General features: G+C 33.0%; 19 protein-coding genes. 16 read left to right on the forward strand and 3 right to left on the reverse strand.

Features of this window, described 5'->3' with window-relative positions; genetic code table 11:
* Window positions 1–9 precede the first annotated feature (9 nt).
* Complete coding sequence (locus KQI85_RS00095; RefSeq protein ID WP_216574009.1) at window positions 10–3,612, forward strand: FtsX-like permease family protein; 3,603 nt, start codon at window positions 10–12, stop codon at window positions 3,610–3,612.
* 61 nt (window positions 3,613–3,673) lie between these two features.
* Here KQI85_RS00095 and KQI85_RS00100 read toward each other — a convergent pair whose 3' ends face one another.
* On the reverse strand, window positions 3,674–4,042 hold the full coding sequence (locus tag KQI85_RS00100; protein ID WP_216574010.1) for a TIGR04086 family membrane protein: 369 nt from the start codon (window positions 4,040–4,042) through the stop codon (window positions 3,674–3,676).
* 173 nt (window positions 4,043–4,215) lie between these two features.
* On the opposite strand from KQI85_RS00100, the gene KQI85_RS00105 reads away from it, so the two are divergent.
* Complete coding sequence (locus tag KQI85_RS00105) at window positions 4,216–5,493, forward strand: HlyC/CorC family transporter (RefSeq protein WP_216574011.1); 1,278 nt, start codon at window positions 4,216–4,218, stop codon at window positions 5,491–5,493.
* A gap of 116 nt (window positions 5,494–5,609) precedes the next feature.
* Here the strand turns inward: KQI85_RS00105 and KQI85_RS00110 are convergent, their stop codons facing one another.
* Window positions 5,610–6,551, reverse strand: coding sequence for a transcriptional regulator (locus tag KQI85_RS00110; protein WP_216574012.1), 942 nt, complete (start codon window positions 6,549–6,551; stop codon window positions 5,610–5,612).
* A 147-nt stretch (window positions 6,552–6,698) separates the two neighbouring features.
* Between KQI85_RS00110 and scfA the strand changes: the two genes are divergently transcribed.
* The 14 genes from scfA to KQI85_RS00180 all read left to right on the forward strand — a co-directional run bounded on the left by scfA (window position 6,699) and on the right by KQI85_RS00180 (window position 25,402).
* Entirely contained in the window at window positions 6,699–6,839 is a 141-nt protein-coding gene (gene scfA, locus KQI85_RS00115; RefSeq protein WP_216574013.1) for a six-cysteine ranthipeptide SCIFF, read from the forward strand.
* A 79-nt stretch (window positions 6,840–6,918) separates the two neighbouring features.
* A complete protein-coding gene (scfB, locus tag KQI85_RS00120; protein WP_216574014.1) occupies window positions 6,919–8,280 on the forward strand; it encodes a thioether cross-link-forming SCIFF peptide maturase in 1,362 nt (453 codons plus the stop codon).
* A 28-nt stretch (window positions 8,281–8,308) separates the two neighbouring features.
* Window positions 8,309–10,495, forward strand: a complete 2,187-nt coding sequence (gene secD, locus KQI85_RS00125) for a protein translocase subunit SecD (RefSeq protein WP_216574015.1) — start codon at window positions 8,309–8,311, stop codon at window positions 10,493–10,495.
* 103 nt (window positions 10,496–10,598) lie between these two features.
* Entirely contained in the window at window positions 10,599–12,362 is a 1,764-nt protein-coding gene (gene recJ, locus KQI85_RS00130; protein ID WP_216574016.1) for a single-stranded-DNA-specific exonuclease RecJ, read from the forward strand.
* 151 nt (window positions 12,363–12,513) lie between these two features.
* Window positions 12,514–13,359, forward strand: a complete 846-nt coding sequence (locus KQI85_RS00135; RefSeq protein ID WP_216574017.1) for a glycoside hydrolase family 88 protein — start codon at window positions 12,514–12,516, stop codon at window positions 13,357–13,359.
* Between the two features lie 20 nt (window positions 13,360–13,379).
* Window positions 13,380–14,933, forward strand: a complete 1,554-nt coding sequence (locus tag KQI85_RS00140; RefSeq protein ID WP_216574018.1) for a glycoside hydrolase family 28 protein — start codon at window positions 13,380–13,382, stop codon at window positions 14,931–14,933.
* 22 nt (window positions 14,934–14,955) lie between these two features.
* Complete coding sequence (locus KQI85_RS00145; protein ID WP_216574019.1) at window positions 14,956–15,798, forward strand: sugar phosphate isomerase/epimerase; 843 nt, start codon at window positions 14,956–14,958, stop codon at window positions 15,796–15,798.
* Window positions 15,799–15,950: 152 nt separating this feature from the next.
* Window positions 15,951–16,475 (forward strand): adenine phosphoribosyltransferase, encoded by a 525-nt coding sequence (locus KQI85_RS00150; protein ID WP_216574020.1) that lies wholly within the window; start codon window positions 15,951–15,953, stop codon window positions 16,473–16,475.
* A 133-nt stretch (window positions 16,476–16,608) separates the two neighbouring features.
* Window positions 16,609–18,906: a bifunctional (p)ppGpp synthetase/guanosine-3',5'-bis(diphosphate) 3'-pyrophosphohydrolase gene (locus tag KQI85_RS00155; protein WP_216574021.1), complete on the forward strand. Its 2,298-nt coding sequence runs from the start codon at window positions 16,609–16,611 to the stop codon at window positions 18,904–18,906.
* A 13-nt stretch (window positions 18,907–18,919) separates the two neighbouring features.
* The gene (locus KQI85_RS00160; RefSeq protein ID WP_216574022.1) at window positions 18,920–19,549 is read left to right on the forward strand and encodes an MBL fold metallo-hydrolase; all 630 of its coding nucleotides are present in this window, start codon (window positions 18,920–18,922) and stop codon (window positions 19,547–19,549) included.
* 66 nt (window positions 19,550–19,615) lie between these two features.
* Window positions 19,616–21,061 carry a coproporphyrinogen dehydrogenase HemZ gene (gene hemZ / locus KQI85_RS00165; RefSeq protein ID WP_216574023.1) on the forward strand — a complete coding sequence of 482 codons (1,446 nt, stop codon included), beginning with the start codon at window positions 19,616–19,618 and terminating at the stop codon, window positions 21,059–21,061.
* 64 nt (window positions 21,062–21,125) lie between these two features.
* Entirely contained in the window at window positions 21,126–21,713 is a 588-nt protein-coding gene (locus KQI85_RS00170; RefSeq protein WP_216574024.1) for an HD domain-containing phosphohydrolase, read from the forward strand.
* Between the two features lie 22 nt (window positions 21,714–21,735).
* On the forward strand, window positions 21,736–23,547 hold the full coding sequence (aspS, locus tag KQI85_RS00175) for an aspartate--tRNA ligase (RefSeq protein WP_216574025.1): 1,812 nt from the start codon (window positions 21,736–21,738) through the stop codon (window positions 23,545–23,547).
* 382 nt (window positions 23,548–23,929) lie between these two features.
* Window positions 23,930–25,402, forward strand: a complete 1,473-nt coding sequence (locus tag KQI85_RS00180) for a zinc ribbon domain-containing protein (protein WP_216574026.1) — start codon at window positions 23,930–23,932, stop codon at window positions 25,400–25,402.
* Window positions 25,403–25,517: 115 nt separating this feature from the next.
* Here KQI85_RS00180 and KQI85_RS00185 read toward each other — a convergent pair whose 3' ends face one another.
* On the reverse strand, window positions 25,518–25,793 hold the full coding sequence (locus KQI85_RS00185) for a DUF1294 domain-containing protein (RefSeq protein ID WP_216574027.1): 276 nt from the start codon (window positions 25,791–25,793) through the stop codon (window positions 25,518–25,520).
* Window positions 25,794–25,914: the final 121 nt, after the last annotated feature.

Raw genomic sequence — 25,914 nt, forward strand, 5'->3', positions numbered from 1 at the left:
ATAAGTAGAATGAAAAGTGCATTAAAAAAAGATCTGTTTAGAGAAATACGACGTACAAAAAACAGATTCATTTCCATTATGATTATAATTGCCATGGGTGCCGGATTTTTTGCAGGAGTAAAAGCAACAGCACCCGGGATGGAAAAAACAGCTGAAGAATATTTTGAAAAAACAAAGCTTATGGACTTTAAAATACTCTCCACATTTGGTTTTGATGATGATGATATAAAAGAGATAAAGGCTATAGAAGGTGTAGCAGAAGTTATGCCTGGATATTCAATAGATCTTTTGGTTGATGATGGTAAAAAAGTTAAAGTAGTTAAAGCATTGTCACTTGGAAAAGAAGATAATGAGGAATATGCTGACATGAATGATGTTGTGCTAAAAGAAGGAAGAATGCCACGGTCAGCTAATGAATGTCTGGCAGAAGAAAGTTCATCATATAATATTGGTGATATTATAAAAGCTAATGACATGAGTGGAGATACAGTTGTATCAGATGTTCTTACAGACAAAGAATTCACAATAGTTGGTAAGATAACATCACCAATGTATGTATATTATGATCATGGAACGAGTTCAGTTGGCGATGGTTCGATTGATACATATATATATATTCCATATACTGATTTTACATATAGCAGATATACAGAAGTATATGTAAGAATAGATAATAGTGACTTATATGGAGCTTATACAAAAGAATATGAAGAGGCACTTACACCGGTAGCAGATGATATAGTAGCACTTGGAGAAGATAGATATAATATCTTTTATAATAATACAATGGCTCAGATAGAAGAAGCACAGAAAAAACTTGATACAGAGAGTGAAGCTGCAGATGTAAAGCTTGACGGAGCAAAAGAAGAATTAGAAAATGCAAGAACAGATATAACAGCAGCAGTTGAAAAACTGGCTAAAGGACAGGCGGAATATGATTCTAAATATGCTATGACAAAAGAACAATTTGAAGAAGCTGACAAACAGATAGCAGATACCAAAAAAATGCTTAAAGATAGTGAAGAAAAATTGCAATCAGCAAATAGAGAATATGAAGCAGGAAAAAAAGCGTATGAAGATGAGATAGCAGCAGCCAGACAAAAACTAGATGAAGGATGGCAGGAGTATAATGCAGGTATACTGAATCTTAGCACTTCGATCGAACAGATAAGTAGTGGACAGGCACAATATGATGAAGGACAGGCACAATATAATCAGGGCGAAGCGGACTATGCTTCAGGTGTTACACAGCTTGAGGTAGCTAAAGTGACAGCAGATGAAGCACAAAGACAGATTGATATAGCACTAGCAGCAAGAGATGCACTTTTAAAATATATACCTTATGACAGTATGCCTGATTATATGAAACAGCAGGTGGATGAATTCAATAGGCAGATTGAACAAGGACAAAAGCAGTTAGAAGATGGCAGAAATAAGATTGCTTCAAAGGAAGCTGAACTTGCTGCGGCGAGACAAACTCTTGACAATGCAAAGGCAGAACTTGAACAGTCGAAGAGTCAGCTTGATGATGCAAGAGCACAGATTGATAGTGCAAGAGTAACGTTAGAGAATGCAAAGACAGAACTTGATAGTGGTGAAGCAGAGTTTGCAGCAAAATCTGAGGAAGGAAAACAAAAGCTTGATGCAGCATATAGTGAGATACAGAATGGACAAAATGAACTGAATAATGGATATGCGCAGTTAGAAGCAGCAGAAAAGACACTTGCAGATAAGAAAAAAGAAGCGAATATTGAATTTGACGCAGCTAAGGAAGAGATAGAAGAAGGACAAAAACAGATTGACGATGCTAAAAAAGAATTGTCCGAAGGCGAAAAAGAATATAATAAAGCAGTAACAGATGCTGAAAGTCAGATAAAAGATGGTGCTGAGAGAATACAGAATGCTAGAAATCAGGTTGGAGATCTTTCATCAGGTGTATGGTATGCATTTACAAGAGAAGATAACCCTGGATATAGTAATCTTGTGTCAGATACTAATAGAATTGATGCTATAGCAGCAGTATTTCCTGTATTTTTCTTCGTTGTAGCAGCACTTGTATGTCTTACTACAATGAGCAGAATGGTAGAAGAACAAAGAGGACAGATGGGAACTCTAAAAGCACTTGGCTATTCACAGAAACAGATTGCGTTCAAATATTTTGCTTATGCAACAATAGCAGGAGCAATAGGATGTATAATAGGAATCGCTATAGGACTTGTGTCACTTCCCAAAATCATATTTAGTGCATATTCAATGATGTACAGACTACCGGCACTTAAGATGGTAATACCATGGAAGAGCGTAGTAGTAGCGATAATATTATCGCTTGTAAGTACATCAGTAGTGACACTTGTAACTTGTCATAGAGAACTTAAAGAAGAAGCAGCAGTGCTTATGAGACCTAAATCACCTAAAGCAGGAAAGAGAATTCTGTTAGAGAGAATAAGACCAATATGGAGCAGAATGAAGTTCTCACATAAAGTTACAGCACGTAACCTATTCAGATATAAAGCCAGAATGCTTATGACAGTATTTGGAATAGCAGGCTGTAGTGCACTTATTGTTGCAGGTTTTGGACTTCAGGACTCCATTGAAGTTATAATAACTAAACAGTTTAAAGAGATATCTACCTATGATGCAATAGTATCATTAAAAATAACAGGTGATATGAATGATTTTGATGATCTTAATAAATCAATGTTAGCTAATGATGAGATAGAATCAGTTATGTTTACAAGGCAGGAAGAGATACAGGCATATAGTGATGCTATAGATAATGGAATAGCAACATATTTAGTTGTTCCACAGACAAAAGAACTTTTCAAAGATTATCTGCACCTTCATAAACGTGGCGAGACAAGAGAATATGAACTTTCTGATGATGGAGTTATAATTACAGAAAAACTTGCAGCAGAATTAGGACTTGAAGTTGGAGATAATATAGAATTTGAGTATGGTGATATGACTTGTGCAGCAAAGATTGAATATATAGCAGAGAATTATGTATATCACTATATATACATATCACCTTCATATTATGAAAGACTGGCAGGAAAAGCACTAAAATTCAATTCAATGGTATTTAAAGAGAAAGATATATCAACAAGCGAAGAGAAAGAATTATCGTCTAGACTATTAGAAGATGACAGATTAATTGCTGTGCAGTTTGTATCAGGAATAATAGCTGAATTCAATGAGACAATAGCAAGTATTAATGCAGTTGTTATTGTAATGATTCTTGCAGCAGGAGCATTAGCATTTGTTGTACTTTATAATCTTACTAATATTAATATATCAGAGAGAGTAAGAGAGATTGCAACAATCAAAGTGCTTGGATTTTATAATAATGAAGTCAATATGTATATAATAAGAGAGAATATAGTTCTTACAATAATTGGTATAGTATGTGGAATAATAGCAGGAACATTTCTTGCGAAGTTTATGATACTTACAATTGAAGTTGATGAAGTAATGTTTGGAAGAGATATTGAGATTAGCAGTTATATAATAGCAGCTATTCTTACTGCAGTATTCTCATTACTTGTTAATATTGTCATGTCACGCAAGATGAAGAAGATAAGTATGGTTGAATCGTTAAAATCAATAGAATAGTAAATATATGCCTGGTATAGTAATGGATACTTACCAGGCATTAGTATTTACTGTGAAGATACTAACGTGACACAGACAGAAAACTTCCAACACAGGCAGACATAATACTGATAAACAGAGTTGATATGAGCATAGAAGGTGTCTTTACCGAGCCATTATTCAGTATAAATGATACTATAAGAAGTATTACAAAATAAATTGAACCAGATATAGCACTCCATATAATCTTACGTGTAGTTACAAGATGACTGCATATAAGACCGCATATAAGGCATGACACAATATTGATCAGAGGGATAATAAAACTGACAAAAGAGTTACCTGGATCTGTTTTAAATATAATAAAAGAGAATATTACTATAAGAAGTGCAGTAAGTAATATGGCAGCAGTCAGAGATTTTATAACAGCAATCAGGTTATTAAAGTTCATATTGTACCTGCATAATTATATTATTTAATATAGTTTATTAAGAAAAAAATTTTTTAGTACAGATTTTAGATTAATATTTAAAAGATGTTGACAAAATAATAGTTGGTGTTATACAATTTTACTTACAGTTATTAACAAATAGACTGAATAAAATATTTAGGAGATGATTATTTTTGGATTCGACGGACGTCATGCAGTTGGTTATAGTTGTGATTCTAATAGGTCTATCAGCATTTTTCTCATCAGCTGAGACAGCATTTACAACAGTTAGTAAAATCAGAATCAGAAGTTTGTGCGAAGAAGGTAACAAAAGAGCAATGAAGGTTAATAAGGTTATTGAAGATTCCGGTAAGATGTTAAGTGCAATACTTATCGGTAATAATATTGTTAACATAGGAGCTTCATCGCTTGCGACAACACTTGCCATTAATATATGGGGCAGTTATGCAACAGGTATAGTGACAGGAGTACTTACACTTATAATACTTATTTTTGGTGAGATAACGCCAAAAACACTTGCTACAATACATGCAGAGAAGATTGCACTTACATATAGCAATATTATATATGGACTTATGTGGGTACTTACACCAGTTATATTTGTTGTTAATAAGTTATCGCTTGGAGTACTTACAATATTTAGAGTAGATCCAAGTAAGAAGACTAGTACAATAACTGAAACTGAACTTAGAACTATCGTAGATGTGGGACATGAAGAAGGCGTAATTGAGAGTGATGAGAGAAAGATGATTAATAACGTGTTCGATTTTGGTGACTCACTTGCCAAAGATATTATGGTACCACGAATAGATATGGTTTGCATCAGTAAAGATGATTCTTATGAAGAGATATTGTCAGTGTTTAAAAAAGAGAAATATACAAGAATTCCTGTATATGAAGATTCACAGGACAATGTAATTGGTATTCTTAATGTAAAGGATCTTTTACTATCAGATAATACCAGTGAATTTAATGTTGCTGATATAATGAGAGAACCTTATTTTACATACGAATACAAGAAGACATCAGAACTTCTTGATGAGATGAAGAAGACATCGAATAACATATCAATAGTGCTTGATGAATATGGAGCAACAGCCGGACTTATAACACTAGAAGATATTCTGGAAGAGATAGTCGGAGAGATAAGAGATGAATATGATTCAGATGAAGAAGATTCCATACGTAGAATAAAAGATAATGAGTATCTTATTGATGGAATAATGAAACTTGATGATATAAATGAAGCTTTGGATACAGAACTTGAATCAGAAGATTATGATTCACTTGGAGGTCTTGTAATAGAGATGCTTGATCATCTTCCGGTAAAAGGAGAGAGCGTTGAGTATAAGAATTACAGATTTGTAGTTGAAAAGCTTGATAAGAATAGAATAGATAAAGTTCATATGTATATACTTGAAAAAAAGGAAGAAGATGGCGATGAAGATTAGCCATCTTCTTCCTTTTTATATAATGATTAAGAAGTTAAAAACGTTATTAAATTTTAAGACAAAATCATAAGGCTAGGAGTATTAATTATATAGTCTTAATTAGTGCTTTTTTGAATCTATATGGCAGGAACTTCATCAGAAGATTCGATATCAGAATACTCAATTTTAACAGAAATATCCTGATTGTAATTACCAAAATGTTTGCCATATATAGTGATTCCACCAGCTTTATGTTCCTGATCAAGAACAGCAAGTTTAAAATGGATATCGCTCTTATAATCAAGATTAAGATCTGACATATTCACATCAGATACTTTTTTTCCGTCAACAAAAGTTCCATTATAATTAATTGTTATATTCTTGAGAAGACCATATTGATTAAGTGTAAATGGCCACCATGAAGGAGTGAAGATACCCTTAACATCACCGAAGTCACCAGGACTTGTCCATTGACCTATGAATTTGTCATTGATATAAAACCCGATATCAGAAGGCCATTCATTGTTAGTTGATGGAGCTTCTGAGCCTAATTCAAGCATAAAAGACAGAGAATCGACTTTTTGATTAAAAGGCAGAAGATTTGGAATAGGATATTCAATATAACCGTTGGTAAACCATAAGATCTCACTATCGAAACGTTCAGGATGTGAAAAATATCGTGGATCGTCAAATTCACCAATAATGTGAGATTCAGTTGCAAGACCACATGTAGGTGAGACATCGTATGTTGAATATTGACCTACACGAACTGAAGTCTCATAAGCCTTAGATTCTACCTGTGGAATTTCAATATCGATAAGAATTTTATCAAGATTCATACTGCACATTTTTTGATTGCCATGTCCATCTGAATCACTATCGATTTTAATTAGACCACATTCCTCCATTTTTTTGATATGACTTGTAACAGCACCATTTGTAAGATTAAGACTTGTGGCAATTTCATTCATATTCATTTCCTTATTAATTAACAGGAGCTTAACGATTTCAATACGAATCTCAGAGCCAAGAGCCTTAAAAAGATTAAGACCTTCATCAATATTTTTTATATGCAGCATAATAAAATCCTCCGTTGTAATTAGTGTGATATAAGAATAATTTAAACGTGATGGCAATAAAAGTCAAGTTTTAATAAAAATATCTTTAAAAAAAATTATTTTCATGTTATAATATTATGAGTTAATAGTATAAGGAGGAATCACACCATGAAACATGTAAAAACAATCAATAATAAGACTTTAAAAGATACAATGAAAAAAGGTGGATGTGGCGAATGTCAGACATCTTGCCAGTCAGCTTGTAAGACATCATGTACAGTTGGTAATCAGTCTTGCGAAAATAACTAATTAAAGTAATATTAACTGTCAAGGCAGTGGCCAAAAGCCACTGCCTATTAAGTGGCAGAAGTTTGAAAGGGGAACTAAAGTGGTTCATTTGTATAAAAATAATGGTTTCAATATAGCAATGGATGTCAACAGCGGTGCTATCCATGTTGTTGATGATATTGTATATGATATGATACCTTTATTTGAAAAAGGAAAAACTGTAGACGAAATTACAGAATTATTAAAGGATAGCTATACTATAGAAGATGTAAAGGAAGCATATAGTGAGATAGAGGAACTTAAAAATGAAGGACTTTTATTCACAGAAGATATATATGAGCCTTATATAGAAGACGTAACAAAGAAGAGACAGACAGTAGTTAAAGCATTATGCTTACATATAGCACATGATTGTAATCTTGCATGTAAATATTGTTTTGCAGAAGAAGGTGAATATCATGGAAGAAGAGCACTTATGTCATTTGAAGTTGGTAAGAAAGCATTAGACTTTTTAGTAGCTAATTCAGGAAGCAGAAGAAATCTTGAAGTCGATTTCTTTGGTGGAGAACCTCTTATGAATTTTGAAGTTGTTAAGCAGCTTGTTGAATATGGAAGAAGTATAGAAGAAGCTAATAATAAAAAGTTCCGTTTTACACTTACAACTAATGGTGTACTCCTTGATGATGATATAATTGAATTTGCTAATAAAGAGATGAGTAATGTAGTTCTCAGTGTTGATGGACGTAAAGAGATTCATGATATGATGAGACCTACACGTAATCATAAAGGAAGCAGTTATGATATAATAATGCCTAAGTTTAAGAAAGTAGCAGAAAGCCGTAATCAGATGAATTATTATGTAAGAGGAACATTTACACATAATAATCTTGATTTCTCTAAGGATGTTCTTCATCTTGCAGATCTTGGATACAAACAGATATCAGTAGAGCCTGTAGTTGCAGAGAATTCAGAAAGCTATGCTATAAAAGAAGAAGATATACCACAGATACTTGAGCAGTATGATATCATAGCAAAAGAGCTTATAAAACGTAAAAAAGAAGGAAAAGGATTTAATTTCTTCCACTTTATGATAGATCTTGAAGGTGGTCCATGTGTAGCTAAGAGACTTTCAGGATGTGGTTCAGGAACAGAATATCTGGCTGTTACACCTTGGGGTGATTTTTATCCATGTCACCAGTTCGTTGGACAGGAAGAATTTCTTTTAGGTAATGTTGACGAAGGTATAAAGAGAACAGATCTTACAGACAAGTTCAAATGCTGTAATGTATATTCTAAAAAAGAATGTAAAGATTGTTTTGCAAAATTCTACTGTAGTGGAGGTTGTGCAGCTAATGCATATAACTTTACAGGCGATATTAATGGTTCATATAGTATTGGATGTGAACTACAAAGAAAGAGAGTAGAATGTGCAATAATGATAAAAGCTGCATTGGCAGAATAAAAACATACGAAAGGGAGACAGGAATATAATGAGCAAAAAAGGCAAGAAAATTCTAGAACTAGTTTTGTTTGCAGCCGTATTGATATTCTTTGGTTTTACGGCTCTTATAGGACTTGGTCCTACAAAGACAGGTAGTGCATCAAACATTAAACTCGGTTTGGATCTTGAAGGCGGGGTAAGTATCTCATACGAAGCTGTTGGTGATGTAACATCAAGCGAGATGGCAGATACAGTATACAAACTTCAAAAAAGAGTTGATAATTACAGCACTGAAGCTGTAGTCTACAAGGAAGGCGATAGTAGAATTAACGTAGAGATTCCTGGTATTCAGGATGCTAACGCAATCCTTGAAGAACTTGGTAAACCAGGTTCAATTGCATTCTATGATCCGGATAATAATCTAGTAGTTGATGGTAATTCAATTAAATCAGCAGACGCACAGCAGTACAAAGACCAGTCAACAGGTGCTACTAAATATGCAGTAAGTCTTGTACTTACAGATGAAGGTGCAGAAAAGTTTGCAGAGGTAACATCAAAGCTTGCTGAGTCATATTCATCAACAGGAACAGTACAGAGAATATCTATTGTATATGATGATCAGGTAATCAGTTCACCACAGTGTACAAAAGCAATTACAGGTGGAGATGTAATGATTGATAATATGGAATCATATGATTCAGCTAAAAATCTTGCATCAACAATCAGAATAGGTTGTCTTCCTGTAGAACTTGAAGAAGTTTCTTCAAAAGTTGTAGGCGCAACATTAGGACAGGATGCTGTTAATACAAGTATTAAAGCCGGTATAATCGGTTTTGCACTTGTAGTAGCATTTATGTGTGCAGTATATCTTGTACCAGGTGTAGTAGCATCAATAGCTTTATTATTTTATACAATATTAACAGTATTAATACTTAATGCATTTGATATAACACTAACACTTCCGGGTATAGCAGGTATTGTACTTACAATTGGTATGGCAGTAGATGCCAATGTAATTATATTTGCACGTATCAGAGAAGAGATTGCATCTGGAAAGACAGTAAGAACATCAATTACTAATGGATTTGGTAAAGCATTCTGGGCAATATTCGATGGTAATATAACAACACTTATTGCAGCAGTTGTATTATATTTAAAAGGTTCAGGAACAGTAAAAGGTTTTGCACAGACACTTGCAATTGGTATCGTATTATCAATGTTTACAGCGCTTGTTATATCAAAATTCGTTTTAAATGCATTCTATGAATTAGGATTTAAGGATGCTAAGTTCTATGGAAAAGCAAAAGAAGCAAAGAGCATTGATTTCTTAAGCAAGAAGAACATATTTTTTGGAGTATCACTTGCAGTTATTATCATAGGATTCGTTGTAATGGGAATCAATGGTTCAAAAGACAAAGGTATATTAAATTATGGTCTTGATTTTAAAGGTGGTACATCACTTACAGTAACATTTAATGAAGAATATACACAGGAACAGATAGGTACAGAGCTTATACCTGTTATTCAGGAAGTAATTGGAACTAGTGAACCGGTTCAACAGCAGAAAGTTGACGAATCTAATGGCGTAGTATTTAAGACAAGAACATTGACACTTGAAGAAAGAGAAAAAGTATATAGTGCATTTGAAGAAAAATATGGTGTAGATGAGACAGCAATAACATCTGAGAATATTAGTGCAACAGTAAGTAATGAGATGAAATCAGATGCGATAGTTGCAGTTATTATAGCTACAATTTGTATGCTTCTGTATATCTGGTTCAGATTTAAAGATATCAAATTTGCTACAAGTGCAGTAGTTGCTTTACTTCATGATGTATTTGTAGTACTTGCTTTCTATGCAATTGCCAGAGTATCAGTAGGTAACACATTTATTGCATGTATGCTTACAATTGTAGGTTATTCAATTAATGCTACAATTGTTATATTTGATAGAATCAGAGAGAATCTCAAAGGTAATACAAAGCCTGAACAGAGAAAAGATTTGGTTAATACAAGTATATCACAGACATTATCAAGAAGTATTAATACATCACTTACAACATTCATAATGGTAGCAGTATTATATATCTTAGGAGTAACATCAATAAGAGAATTTGCACTTCCATTAATGGTAGGTATTGTATGTGGTGCATATTCATCAGTATGTATTACTGGTGCATTATGGTATACAATGTCAGCAATATCAGACAAAAGAAAAGCAAAGGCAGCAAAATAATATTAATATCTAACTGCATAATGAGGGATGCCAGATATAAGTGGCATCCCTTTTTGTGCGATAAAATATCACGCATAGGCAGAACGAAATGAGGTTATAAATAATGAAAGCTAAGTGGATGGTACAAGCTAAGAAAGCAGATTTTAATGGCATAGGTGAAAAATATAATATTGATCCTGTTTTAGCAAGAATAATAAGAAACAGAGATGTAATAAGAGACGAACAGATTAATATATATCTTAATGGTACAATCGATGATATGTATGATCCATTACTTATGAAAGATATGGATAAAGCAACAGACATAGTTGTGGATAAGATAAATACAGGAAAGAAGATTAGAGTAATTGGTGACTATGATATAGATGGAGTTAATTCTATATATATACTAACGAATGGACTTAGAGAAGTTAATGCAGATGTATCAGGAAAGATACCAGATAGAATTAAAGATGGATATGGGATTAATGAAAGACTTATTGATGAAGCCTATGAAGACGGAATAGATACAATAATAACATGTGATAATGGAATAGCGGCTATTGAACAGATAAAACATGCCAAGGAGCTTGGGATGACAGTTATAGTAACAGATCATCATGATATTCCTTTTGTTGAAGATGAAGATGGAAAAAAATATATATATTCAGAAGCAGATGCAATAGTAGATCCTAAGAGAGAAGATTGTGAATATCCATATCCATTATTATGTGGAGCTGGAATTGCGATGAAATTCATACAGGTTGTTTTTGAAAAAAAAGGACTTAACAAAGATGCATGGCAGAAATATCTTGAATTTGCAGCGGTCGCAACAGTTGGTGATATAGTAGATCTTCAGGACGAAAATAGAATAATAGTAAAAGAAGGACTTAAGAGATTACATATAAGCAAAAATTATGGCCTTAATGCACTTATAGAACTTAACAAACTTGAAAAATCAACAATTAACGCATATCATATTGGTTTTGTGTTAGGACCATGTCTTAATGCCAGTGGAAGACTTGATACAGCAATGCAGGCACTTGCAATGTTAAATGCGTCAGATCCTGAGAATGCGGGAATTCTTGCAAATAATCTTAAGGAACTTAATGATACTAGAAAAGATATGACACAAGAGCAGTGTGAAAAAGCATATGAGATCATTGATAATTCAGAATTAAAAGATGATAAAGTGCTTGTAGTCTATATTCCGGGATGCCATGAGAGTTTATGTGGAATAATAGCAGGAAGAATAAGAGAGAGATATTACAAACCAACAATCGTACTTACTGACGCAGAAGATGGACTAAAAGGTTCAGCAAGATCAATAGAGGAATATAATATGTTTGATGAGCTTAATAAAGTCAGAGAACTTATGACGAAGTTTGGAGGACATCCAATGGCTGCAGGTCTGTCATTAAAAAAAGAGAATCTTGAGAATTTAAGAAGAGAACTTAATGCGAGAACAAAACTTACAAAAGATGATCTTACTGAAAAGATATGGATAGACGTTCCAATGCCGATAGACTATGTTAATGAGCAGATAATAGAACAGTTGTCATTGCTTGAACCATTTGGTAAAGCTAATGAAAAACCAGTTTTTGCAGATAAAAATATAGGAATAAGAAGTGCAAGTATAATAGGTAAGAATAAAAATGTATTAAAACTAAAATTAATTGCAGGAAATGGTAAGATTATTGATGGAATATGTTTTAGTGAGATAGAAGAATTTGAACAGATAGTTATAGAAAAATTTGGTAAAAGTGAACTTGATGCGGCATACAAAGGAATGAATAATTCTATAAAACTAAGTATCATATATTATCCATCAATTAATGAATACAATGGCAATGTTACGGTGCAGATGGTAATTAAAAAATTTGCATAAATATTGTATATTTTTAAAACATTGACATCAAATATAATACAGTGATATAGTAAAATTGTATAAAAAGTGATTATGAAAAGTGATTATTTAAAGTGATTATTTAAAGAGAGGAGAGCCTGTTTTGATGATATAATGACAGGCGTAGAAAACAATGAGTTATATAACACAGTCAAAAGAATATCTTACGGGATATGATTTTAACGCAAATGCTGATAAGAAACATGCAGGATTCGTTATGCTAGGCGGCATAGCACTGTATGAGCTGACAAAAGATGATGAAGTAAAAAAAATACTTGTAGATTATGCAGATGAATGCCTAAATCCAGACGGAAGCATTAAAGACTATGATGCAAATGAGTATGGAATTGCAGGTTTTATACCTGGTAGAGTTTACTTGTTTGCCTATGAGATAACAGGTGATGAAAAGTATAAAAAAGCAGCAGAACTACTTATAGAACAGCTTAAGTCACAGCCTCGTAATGAGATGGGACTTTTTGTAAAAAAATCAAAAGATGGAAACGAAGGTACAATGCCATGTTATAATGGATGTGACGCATTGTATCCATTCTATGCAGTATATGGAACTAAATATGACAAAAAAGAAAATTATAATGATCTTGTAGCACTTATGAAAGCTTTATATAAGTATAGTGACATTAATAATCTTTCAACTAAGAAACTTGCAATGTATGCATGTGTGCTTGCAGATGTTACAAAAGAAGTCTCAGAAGAGATATATGAACATAAAAGAGCTATTGCGGATATGTTAAAATCAGTATGTAAGGAGCTTGTAAAAAGAGAAGATCTTGACAATGCCGATAAGATTATGGCAGCAAAGGCACTTCTTAAAGCTGGTAAAGAGAATGCAATACTTAGTGAAAAATATGTAGGCACAGCAATAAAATATTACAATGAAGCATGTAATGAGGCTGCAACACCTATGCATATTGGTGCACTGATAGAAGCAGCAGCGTTATGTTCAGTTTCTGAAAATTAGTTATAAGGGAGATAAAAATAATGCAATTTAAAATAGCAGATAAGTCAGCAAGAATGGTTATTATAGAGATAACAGATAATGGCAGATATTATACAGACAGAGAATATAAGATCGCAGTCAATGGAAAGATTGTAACAACATCTAAAAAAGTAGTTACATCAATTTATAATCTTACTCCAGATACAGAATATGTAATAGAAGTAATAGATGGAGATGTTACAACTAAGGAAACTATAAAGACAGATTATGAATTTGTGACACTTAATGTAAAAGATTTTGGTGCAAAAGGTGATGGAGTTAATAATGATACAACATATATTCAGACAGCAATCCTTGCATGCCCTAAGAATAGTAGAGTATTAATTCCAGCAGGAAAATATAATATAACAAGTATTTTCTTAAAAGACGATGTTAATATTGAGTTGGCAAAAGGTGCAGAATTAAAAGCACTTACAGACAGAAAATTATTCCCTATTCTTCCGGGAATAATCCAGAGTTATGATGAGACAGATGAATATAATCTTGGAACATGGGAAGGCAATCCTATTGATATGTTTGCAGGAATAATAACAGGTATTAATGTAAAGAATGTAAGAATATATGGTGAAGGAACAGTTGACGGATGTGCATCAAAAGAGAACTGGTGGAATAATCCAAAAGTTAAAAATATTGCATTCCGTCCAAGACAGATATACCTTAATCATTGTGAAAATATTACTGTAAGTGGTATTACAGTGAAGAACTCACCATCATGGAATCTGCATCCATATTTTTCAAAGAATCTTAAATTCATAGATTTACAGATTCTTAATCCGGCAGATTCACCTAATACAGATGGACTTGATCCGGAATCATGTGATAATGTACTTATTCTTGGCGTATACTTTTCACTTGGAGATGACTGTATAGCTGTAAAATCCGGCAAAATATACATGGGGGCGAAATACAAAACACCTTGCAGCAATATTACAATAAGACAGTCATGCATGAGAGATGGTCATGGAGCGATAACAATAGGAAGTGAGATGGCAGGTGGAGTTAATAATCTTGTTGTTAAAGATTGCCTGTTTATGAATACAGACAGGGGACTTAGAATTAAGACAAGACGAGGAAGAGGTAAAGATGCTATAATAGATAGAATAGTATTTGAGAACCTTACAATGGATAATGTAATGACACCATTTGTAATCAATAGTTTTTATTATTGCGATCCTGATGGACATACAGAATATGTAAGAACTAAAGAAGAACTGCCTGTAGATGAGAGAACACCTGAGATTAAAACACTTGAATTTAGAAATATAAAAGCAGCTAATTGTCACGTAGCAGCAGCGTTTATGTATGGACTTCCAGAACAGAAGATAGAAAAAGTAGTATTTGATAATGTAGATATATCATTTACAGAGACACCTGTTAGTGGAGTTCCGGCAATGATGGAAGGCGTTGATGAGATGACAAAAGCAGGACTTTTTGCTAATAATATCAAGACATTAGAGATTAATAATCTTACAATTGAAGGTAACGAAGGTGAAAAAGAGATGATAGCTAATGTAGATCATCTTATTCGTAAATAATAATATTTAGGAGGATATAGAGATGAGAATAGGTATCAGAGCACATGATATGGAGAAACTTCCATTAGAGCAGGTAATTCCAAAGATTCATGAGAAAGGATTTCACTGCATGCACATTGCACTTAAAAAATCAATAAGAGAGTTTCAGGTTACAGATGCAACATTAACACCCGGACTTGCAATGTATATGAAAGAATTATGTGCTGACAATAAAATAGATGTAGCAGTTTTAGGATGTTATCTTAATCTTGCAAATCCTAACAAAGAAGCACTTGCAAAGACATATAAGACATACGAAGCTAATATAAGATTTGCAAGTATCTTAGGTTGTGGAGTTGTAGGTACAGAAACAGGAGCAGTTAATGAGGAATATAAGTATGAACCGGCTAATCATACAGAAGAAGCACTTAATATATTCATTAATAATCTAAGACCGGTAGTTGAATATGCTGAGAAGATGGGAGTAATAGTTGCAATAGAACCAGTATACAAGCATATTGTATGTGATGTTAAGAGAGCAAGAAAAGTGCTTGATGCGATTAATTCACCTAACTTAAGAATTATATTTGATCCTGTTAATGTACTGTCACCTGACAACTATATGAGACAGGATGAGATAATAACAGAAGCATTCGAATTATTAAGAGATGAGATAGCAGTAGTCCATGCTAAAGATTTTGTTATTGAGAATGGCGAGATAAAATCAGTAAGAGCTGGTGCAGGACAGTTTAATTATGATCTTCTTATGCAGAATGTCAAAAAATATAAGCCATACATACATGTAACACTTGAGGATACTAAACCAGAAGATGTATTTGAAGCCAAAGCACATGTAGAAGCAGCTTATGAGAGAGCAGTGCTGTAGATTAGCCTGATATTTTTCGCTTGACATTTCAGACCGATTGCTACATAATATTTAGGCGTTTGTTTTGATATCAGCAAAGCTGTGAAAAATAAAAAATTAACTATATGAATGAAGAAGTTTTGTATGATATCATATGTTAAGGAGGATATAAAATGAAGAAAATAGAAGAATACGTAAGAAGTATACCTGATTTCCCAGAAAAGGGAATTGTATTCAGAGATGTAACAAGTGTATTACAGGATGCAGATGGACTTCATCTTGCAATCAGCAGTATGCAGGATTATCTAAAAGATACAGATTTTGATGTTGTTGTTGGACCTGAATCAAGAGGATTTATATTTGGTGTTCCTATTGCGTATAATCTTCATAAGGCATTTGTTCCTGTTAGAAAAAAAGGAAAATTACCTTGTGAGACAGTTGAGATGTCATATGACCTTGAATATGGTAGTGCAACAATAGAGATGCACAAAGATTCAATCAAACCTGGTCAGAAAGTTGTAATTATTGATGATTTAATTGCAACAGGAGGAACAATTGAAGCAATTATCAAGTTAGTAGAAGGACTTGGCGGCGAAGTTGTTAAGATTGTATTCCTTATGGAATTACAGGGATTAAATGGTCGTGATAAACTAAAAGGATATGATGTAGAATCAGTAATTTGTTACGAAGGCAAATAATAATATAATAAATAGAAACCGGTTATATTCATAATTGAGAATATAGCCGGTTTTTTTGGCTTATTTTTTCTTTTCTTTTTTTAATAAATGCATTATAATAGGAAGAAAAGTAAGAAAATGAAAGGGTGATAGTATGGCTTTAGATGAAAAAATATTGAAAAAGAATACAGATGTAGATGAAAGCCCGGTAAAAACACCTGAAGATTTTACAAAACCAGAAGTTTTGTATGATGAATTAATTAAGTCAATAAGAAGGTACAGACCTTCAACAGACCTTTCTCTTATTGAGAAAGCATATAAAGTTGCATATAAATTTCACGAAGGACAGTTTCGTAAATCAGGTGAGCCATATATAATACATCCTATCTGTGTAGCAATTATTCTAGCTGAGCTTGAACTTGATAAGGAGACTATAGCGGCAGGACTTTTACATGATGTTGTAGAAGATACACCTATGACAACTGAAGATGTAGCACGTGAATTTAATCCAGAGATTGCACTTTTAGTTGATGGTGTTACAAAACTTACACAACTTAATTACTCTTCAGATAAAGTTGAGTTACAGGCAGAAAATCTTAGAAAGATGTTTCTTGCTATGGCAAAAGATATAAGAGTAATACTTATAAAACTTGCAGACAGACTTCATAATATGAGAACGTTAAAATATATGAAGCCTGAAAAGCAAAAAGAAAAAGCAAGAGAAACAATGGACATCTATGCACCTATTGCACATAGACTTGGTATATCCAAAGTAAAAATAGAACTAGATGATCTTTCACTAAAATATTTACAGCCAGACGTATATTATGACCTTGTAGAAAAAGTAAACTTAAGAAAACCTGAACGAGAAGCATTCGTTAACCAAATAGTAAAAGAAGTAAAAGAACAGATGGATGAAGCTGATATAGAAGCTGAAGTTAATGGCAGAGTTAAGCATTTCTTCAGCATATACAGAAAGATGGTTAATCAGAATAAGACAATTGAGCAGATATATGATCTTTTTGCAGTAAGAATACTTGTAAATAGTGTGAAAGACTGCTATGCAGCACTTGGAATAATACATGAGATGTACAAACCTATTCCAGGAAGATTTAAAGATTATATAGCAATGCCAAAACCTAATATGTATCAGTCACTTCATACAACGTTAATAGGACCTAATGGGCAACCTTTTGAGATACAGATTAGAACCTATGAGATGCACAGAACAGCAGAATATGGTATTGCAGCACATTGGAAATACAAAGAAAATGCAGATGGAATGAAAGCAACAACAGCAAGTGAAGAAGAAAAGCTTAGCTGGCTTAGACAGATACTTGAGTGGCAGAAAGATATGTCAGATAATAAAGAATTCTTAAGTCTGTTAAAGAGTGACCTTGATCTTTTTTCCGAGAATGTATATTGTTTTACACCATCTGGTGATGTTAAGAATCTGCCTAATGGTTCAACACCTATAGATTTTGCATATAGTATTCATAGTGCAGTTGGTAATAAGATGGTTGGAGCAAGAGTTAATGGAAAGCTTGTGCCTATAGATTATAAGATACAAAATGGTGATAGAATTGAGATTGTAACATCGCAGAATTCACGTGGACCAAGTAGAGACTGGCTTAACTTTGTAAAGAGTACTCAGGCTAAGAATAAGATTAATAACTGGTTCAAGCAGGAGTTAAAAGAAGATAATATAGTAAAAGGTAAAGAACTTATATACAATTATTGTAAAGCAAAGAGTATAGTACTTAGCGATCTTACAAAAAATGAATATATGAGCAAAGTCATGACTAAGTATGGTTTTAGAGATTGGGATTCAGTGCTTGCAGCCGTAGGTCATGGTGGTTTAAAAGAGGGACAGGTTGTTAATAAACTTCTTGAAGAATATGAGAAAAAACATAAAAAAGAAGTTACAGATGCAGAAGTTCTTGAAAATATAGCAGAAGGTAAGGAGAAAATACCAGTTCAAAAGAAATCAAAAGGTGGAATTGTAGTCAAAGGAATTCACGATGTTGCAGTAAGATTCTCAAGATGCTGTAATCCGGTGCCGGGTGATGAGATCGTTGGATTTGTGACACGAGGACGAGGTGTTTCAATTCATAGGACAGATTGTGTTAATATTATAGATCTGTCAGAGATAGACAGAGTACGCCTTATTGATGCTGAATGGCAGAGTGATGCTGTTAATTCAAAAGACGAAAAATATTGTACTGAGATAAGAATTATTGCCAATAATAGAACAGGCATACTTGTAGATATATCAAAAGTATTCACAGAGCGAAAGATAGATGTTATATCAATGAATAGTAGAACAAGTAAGCAGGGATTGGCAACTATTACGATGACTTTTGATATAGCTGGCAGAGAAGAACTTATAAGTCTTACAGATAAGTTAAGAAATATAGAAAGCGTTATAGAGATAGAGAGAACGACAGGCTGATAGGAGGAAGATAATGACAGAATTAGAGATAATGTGTGAACCACTTGGTGCGCTTGGGACTAATTGTTATTTTGTCTATGATAAATATACAAAAGATACAATTATATTCGATCCGGCAGATAAATTTGAAAGAATAAGAAAAAAAATTACAGATAATGGGTTGAATGTAAAGGCAGTGTTCCTTACACATGGTCATTATGATCATTTTCTTGCAGCGGATGAAGTGAGAAGACATTATAATGTTAAAGTATATATAGGTGAGAATGATTATGACTTAAGTCAATCACCAACACAGAATGTATCGGAACTGTTTGCAAATAAAGTGGTATTCAAGGCGGACATAAAAGTTGCAGACAAAGAATCTTTTGATATTGCAAATATAAAATTTAAAGCATTTAATACACCTGGTCATACAAAAGGTGGAATGTGTTATTATTTTTATGAAAATGGATTTGTTATAAGTGGAGACACTTTGTTTTGCGGTTCGTATGGAAGATATGATATGCCAACAGGAAGTATTAATGAGCTGATAGACTCACTTAAAAATATAGTATTAAAACTTCCAGAAGATACAATAGTACTTCCGGGACATGGAGAAGATACGACAATTAGAGAAGAAAGAGCACATTATCCACAGTGGTAGATATATTTTGTTAAGCCCATTGCCTTATGGTGGTGGGCAGTTTTTTGGAAAGGGAATATTTTAAGAATGATATTAATAGATGTAAATAGGCAGGAATATGATAATGATACAAGGAATCTTATAAAGGCATTTTATCCAAAAGAGGATATCAGTAATAAGAATGAAGAAGATTATCTTATGAAAGTAAAAGTTAATCAAGAAGGAAATGTCTGTAAAATAGATATTGAAGACGCAGAAGGTAAAGATATATATAATACTGCAATTACAATTACAACATCAGATAGAAAGATAATAAGAACAGATTTTAAATTAGCATTATATGATGGATTGTCAGATATAACTGGAAAAACACTGCCATGGGGAACACTTACCGGAGTAAGACCGACAAAGATTCCACTTACAATGATAGAAGAAGGAAAAAAAGACGATGACATTATAAAACATATGAAAGATGCTTATAAATGTAGTGATGAGAAGACAAAACTAAGCCTTGAAGTCGCAAAAAGAGAGCGTTCACTTCTAAATAGACTTGATTATGAGAATGGATACAGCCTGTATATAGGAATTCCATTCTGTCCAACAACATGTCTATATTGTTCATTTACTTCATATCCACTTGGAATGTGGAAAAAAGAAGTTGATTCATATCTTGATGCAATGATAAAAGAACTTGAATTCGTGGCAGACAGATTTAGTGACAAAGTGCTTGATACAATATATGTCGGAGGTGGAACACCAACAACACTTGATGAGTTTCAGTTAGACAGGCTGCTTGGTAAAGTTGAGGAATTATTTGATTTATCACATCTTAAAGAGATAACTGTTGAGGCTGGAAGACCTGACAGTATAACCAAAGAAAAGCTTGAAGTTATAAAAAAACATAATATTTCAAGGATCTCAATTAATCCGCAGACCATGAAACAGGAAACACTTAATCTTATAGGAAGACATCATACAGTAGAACAGGTTATAAGTGCATATCACCTTGCAAGAGATACTGGATTTGATAATATTAATATGGATCTTATAGTTGGACTTCCGGGAGAGAGAATCGATGATGTAAGAATGACTATGGAGAAGTTAAAAGAACTTGATCCTGATAGTATAACAGTACATTCACTTGCGATAAAAAGAGCATCAAGACTTAATATATTAAAAGAACAATATAAAGATTATGAGATTAATAATACAGATGAGATTATTAATCTTACAAGGGATTATGCTTATGGTATGGGAATGACACCTTACTATCTCTACAGACAAAAGAATATGGCTGGTAATTTTGAAAATGTTGGCTATGCAAAACCACATAAGGCTGGAATATATAACATACTTATAATGGAAGAAAAACAGACTATAATAGCTGTTGGTGCAGGTGCATCAACTAAAGTCGTGTTCAAAGAAGAGAATAGAATAGAGAGAATAGAGAATGTAAAAGACGTGAGAAATTATATAGATAGAATAGATGAGATGATAGATAGAAAGAGAACGTTTTTTAGTGAGAAATATTAAATTTCTTGACATCGTCTATTTCGAAAACTATAATAGAATAGTCTAAAGGTAAGGGGGCGTTTTTGTGGATTATTGGCATGAAACAGATTTGCCGGAAGCGCTTAATTATACATTTAAAGAGTGTCTTGATCATGGTATAGCAGTAAGTAATATGGCATTTTATATTGCGAAAGAGATGAAACTTGATGAAGATATGTGTTATGAACTTGCAATAGCCGGTCTTATACATGATATAGGTAAGATACTATTATCAGCATACTTATATGGTGATGATACTGATATATTTAGAATTGAAGAGATTAAGTATGTAAGAATGCACTCAAAACTTAGTTATGATATACTTCAATACTATGATTTTTCATATTTTGTATTAGAGTCGGTTTTGTATCACCATGAGAATTATGATGGATCTGGTTATCCAGAGAATCTAAGAGGAGAAGATATTCCAATTGGAGCAAGGATATTAAGGGTTGCTGATGTTTTTTCAGCATTAGTATCAGATAGAACGTACAGGAGTGCTTTTGATGCTGATATTGCTGTTGAATTAATGATAGATGAAGTCAAGAATTTTGACATGGAAGTATTTTTAGCATTTCAGAGAGTTGTTCATGATATAGATATGGATGAATTTTTGAATAATAAGATTTTTTAAAATGAAACAGGAGGAAACAATCATGGCTGAAGCAATGAGAGGTTTAAAGAGAACTCACAGATGTACAGAAGTCTCTAATAAGAATATTGGCGAGACAGTTACAGTTATGGGATGGGTTCAGAAAAAAAGAAATTTAGGAAGTTTGGTATTTGCAGATTTAAGAGATCGTTCAGGTCTTTTACAGATAGTATTTGATACAAATGATATAGGTGAAGAAGGATTTGAAAAAGCCGGTACATTAAGAAGTGAGTTTGTTATTGCTGTAGTTGGTAAAGTAGAAGCTCGTTCAGGTGCAGTTAATGATAATCTTGCAACAGGTGATATTGAGATTAGAGCAACAGAACTTCGTATACTTTCAGAAGCAGAAGTTCCACCTTTCCATATCGAAGAGAATTCACAGACTAAAGAGGATCTTAGACTTAAATATAGATATCTTGATCTTAGACGTCCTGATCTTCAGAGAAACTTAATGGTAAGAAGTAAAGTTGCAACACTTGCAAGAGCATTTATGGCTAATGAAGGATTTCTTGAGATAGAGACACCAATGTTAACAAAGAGTACACCGGAAGGAGCAAGAGATTATCTTGTACCAAGCCGTGTACATCCAGGTACATTCTATGCACTTCCACAGTCACCACAGTTATTTAAACAGTTACTTATGTGCTCAGGATATGATAGATATTTTCAGATAGCAAGATGTTTTAGAGATGAAGATTTAAGAGCTGACAGACAGCCGGAATTCACACAGATGGATATGGAATTATCATTCGTTGATGTTGATGATGTAATTGATGTTAATGAGAGATTGTTAGCACACTTATTCAAAGAAGTACTTGATGTTGATGTAAAACTTCCTATTCAGAGAATGACATGGCAGGAAGCTATGGACAGATTTGGTTCAGATAAGCCTGACCTTAGATTTGGAATGGAATTAAAAGATATATCAGAAGTTGTTAAAAACTGTGGTTTTTCAGTATTTACAAGTGCGCTTGAAAATGGTGGTTCAGTAAGAGGTATTAATGCTAATGGACAGGGACATATGCCTCGTAAGAAGATTGATGCATTAGTTGATTTTGCAAAAGGATATGGAGCAAAAGGACTTGCATATATAGCAATTAATGAAGATGGTACATACAAATCATCATTTGCAAAATTCATGACAGATGAAGAGATGAATGCTATTGTAGATAAGATGGAAGGTAAGCCAGGTGATTTACTTCTTTTTGCAGCAGATAAGAATAAGATTGTATATGAAGTATTAGGTGCATTAAGACTTGAGATTGCTAATAATCTTGGAATACTTGATAAGAATGAATATAGATTTGTATGGATTACTGAGTTCCCATTACTTGAATGGTCAGATGAACAGAACAGATATGTTGCAATGCATCATCCATTTACAATGCCAATGGATGAAGATCTTGATAAGCTTGATACAGATCCAGGTGCAGTAAGAGCAAAAGCATACGATATTGTACTTAATGGTACTGAAATCGGTGGTGGTAGTGTAAGAATCTATCAGAATGAAGTTCAGGAGAAGATGTTTGAAGTATTAGGATTCACAAAAGAAGCTGCTTATGACAGATTTGGTTTCTTACTTAATGCATTCAAATATGGAGTACCACCACATGCAGGACTTGCATATGGTCTTGATAGACTTGTAATGCTTATGGTAAAAGCTGACAGTATTAGAGAGGTTATAGCATTCCCTAAGGTTAAAGATGCATCATGTCTTATGACTAATGCTCCTGATGTAGTTGATGATAAACAGCTAGAAGAGTTATACCTTAATGTTGTACCTGTAGAGAATGAGGAAGCAGGTAAAGAAGAATAATACTGACATTACTTTATTTTTAAGCAAAAGTAGCAAAGTTTTATTTTGATATATAGTTTGGTTAATATATAACTTAATAAGTTCGCAAAATGTGTTTTACATAATTTGTGAAAGATGATGATAATAATAAGAACAGCAGTAATATCTTTTTCGTAATGAGAATAATTAATATCAGAATAAAGGTCATTACTGCTGTTTTATAAGCTAGAGCGTAAAAACTCATTACCTTTAGGGATGGGTAGTTCACGTAAAAGGTAAAAAGATTATATATACTAAAATCTTAAATTTAAAATTGTTTAATGGACGATGAGGATAATATAAGAACATAGTATATACAGTCTCTATATATACATATACAATTAAGAGGAGGAATATAAATAAGATGAGATGTCCGAAATGTGGAAATGAGAGTGATGGAAAGTTTTGCGGAATATGTGGAGCAAAACTTGAAGACAACACAGTTCAGAGTAATAATAATGAGGTATATGAATTCAATTTTAATGCTAATCAGCCACAGGTTGACACTAATCAAGGAGCAGAACAACAGCCACAGTTTAATGTCAATCAGAGAGCAGAACAACAGTCACAGTTTAATGTTAATCAGCCACAGCAGGTAGAACAACAAGCACAGTTTAATGCTAATCAAGGAGCAGAACAACAGCCACAGTTTGATAGTAATAACATTGCCTTTACAAGTGGGGAGCATTTTGAAGGCAAAGGCTTTAATATCAATGAGAAGATTAACAAGATAAATCAGAGTACAACACAACTTAATAGTGAAGATATTAAGTTCACAAGTGGAGATTTTATAAATCAGAATAACAATGTGAATAATGGAGCACCAGTATTTGGAAATCAGAATAACAATGTAAATAATGGAGCACCAGTATTTGGAAGCCAGAATAACAATGTAAATAATGGAGCACCAGTATTTGGAAATCAGAATAGCAATGTAAATAATGGGGCACCAATGTTTGGAAACCAGAATAACAATGTGAATAATGGAGCACCGGTATTTGGAGGCCAGAATAATTATAATAACAATGCTAACGTACAAAGCAACAATGTAACTCCTAATAGCATTACTAAGAGAATTAACAAAGATAATCTGAAAAAACCGGCATTTTTACTTGGAACAATAGGAAGTATCGTATTGATTATATCAGTATTCTTAACTTATGTAAGTATATCAGTGCCAATGTTTGGAGGTACTGAAGGTGTAAAACTTATTGATTGTGAAGATGGTAAGTTTTTCCTTATTCTTGCGATTGTATCATTAGTATTCTCTATATTATATTTTGGAATTCCAACACTTGTTACAGCAGGAATTGAGTTTATACTAGGAATATATGAGGTTGCTAATTCGTCAAAACTTCTTGGAGCTGGTGATTATCTTAGCGATTATATTGATGTAAAATTTGGTCCTGGTGCAATATTACTTATAATTGGTTCAATTGCAGTACTTGTAGGCGGTATCATGATGTATCGTGAGACTAAGCGAAAATTTGCATTCAATATTAATAATATTGGACAGCAGTTTGCAGATACTATGCAAGATCGAGCTAATAACCTTGGTAATGATTATACAAATAGCTTTGGTAATACATCTCAAAATGGTAATGTTCAGAACAATAATATGCAAAGAAACACTATGAATATACCAAATGGTAATGTAGCAAATAGCAATATGAATATACCAAATGGTAGTATGCCAAATAATAATATTAATATACCAAATAGCAATATTAATATGCCAAACAACAATGTAAATATGTCTATACCAAATGGCGGATTTGATGTAAATCATTCAGTAAATCTTAATAAAGATAATGATAGTCAGATTCCACCACAATAGAATATTATAAAAAGTGAAAAATTAAATTCATAGAATATAAGTGGCGAAACAAAATAAGTGAATAAGCAGTAGTATACTTTTTTAAGTAGTACTACTGCTTTTTAACAATGATAATTTAAAAGAATTTTGAAAGTTTGGCAATATAACCTGCAATACCAATATGTATAATTATAATGGATGGCATACCATATATGAAAACAATGTGTTTTGTCTTATGTCTGAATATAATCATACCTGCATAAGAACCAATGCCACCACCAATTATAGCAATAAGAAAAAGAGTCTTTTCAGGAATTCTCCATCTGTGATGTATTGCCTTATATTTGTCAATTCCCATGGCAGCGAATCCGGCAATATTAATAATTACAAGGTATATAATTAGTAAATCCATGATATTGTATATCTCCAATCGTATTATTTTGACGCAGATATTCTATAAATATCAATTCTGCATCTAAAAATAATAAAGCAAATATAGAATAAAAGTCAAGAATATAATGAAAAATCCATAA

Origin of the sequence: Falcatimonas sp. MSJ-15 (assembly GCF_018918265.1) — a bacterium.
Taxonomy (GTDB): Bacteria; Bacillota; Clostridia; order Lachnospirales; family Lachnospiraceae; genus Falcatimonas.

Bases quoted from the DNA above. Each gene is read 5' to 3' on its own strand.
- KQI85_RS00095 (WP_216574009.1), top strand. From the start codon at position 10: ATGAAAAGTGCATTAAAAAAAGATCTGTTTAGAGAAATACGACGTACA.
- KQI85_RS00100 (WP_216574010.1), bottom strand. From the start codon at position 4,042: ATGAACTTTAATAACCTGATTGCTGTTATAAAATCTCTGACTGCTGCC.
- KQI85_RS00110 (WP_216574012.1), bottom strand. From the start codon at position 6,551: ATGCTGCATATAAAAAATATTGATGAAGGTCTTAATCTTTTTAAGGCT.
- scfA (WP_216574013.1), top strand. From the start codon at position 6,699: ATGAAACATGTAAAAACAATCAATAATAAGACTTTAAAAGATACAATG.
- secD (WP_216574015.1), top strand. From the start codon at position 8,309: ATGAGCAAAAAAGGCAAGAAAATTCTAGAACTAGTTTTGTTTGCAGCC.
- recJ (WP_216574016.1), top strand. From the start codon at position 10,599: ATGAAAGCTAAGTGGATGGTACAAGCTAAGAAAGCAGATTTTAATGGC.
- KQI85_RS00135 (WP_216574017.1), top strand. From the start codon at position 12,514: ATGAGTTATATAACACAGTCAAAAGAATATCTTACGGGATATGATTTT.
- KQI85_RS00140 (WP_216574018.1), top strand. From the start codon at position 13,380: ATGCAATTTAAAATAGCAGATAAGTCAGCAAGAATGGTTATTATAGAG.
- KQI85_RS00145 (WP_216574019.1), top strand. From the start codon at position 14,956: ATGAGAATAGGTATCAGAGCACATGATATGGAGAAACTTCCATTAGAG.
- KQI85_RS00150 (WP_216574020.1), top strand. From the start codon at position 15,951: ATGAAGAAAATAGAAGAATACGTAAGAAGTATACCTGATTTCCCAGAA.
- KQI85_RS00155 (WP_216574021.1), top strand. From the start codon at position 16,609: ATGGCTTTAGATGAAAAAATATTGAAAAAGAATACAGATGTAGATGAA.
- KQI85_RS00160 (WP_216574022.1), top strand. From the start codon at position 18,920: ATGACAGAATTAGAGATAATGTGTGAACCACTTGGTGCGCTTGGGACT.
- hemZ (WP_216574023.1), top strand. From the start codon at position 19,616: ATGATATTAATAGATGTAAATAGGCAGGAATATGATAATGATACAAGG.
- aspS (WP_216574025.1), top strand. From the start codon at position 21,736: ATGGCTGAAGCAATGAGAGGTTTAAAGAGAACTCACAGATGTACAGAA.
- KQI85_RS00180 (WP_216574026.1), top strand. From the start codon at position 23,930: ATGAGATGTCCGAAATGTGGAAATGAGAGTGATGGAAAGTTTTGCGGA.
- KQI85_RS00185 (WP_216574027.1), bottom strand. From the start codon at position 25,793: ATGGATTTACTAATTATATACCTTGTAATTATTAATATTGCCGGATTC.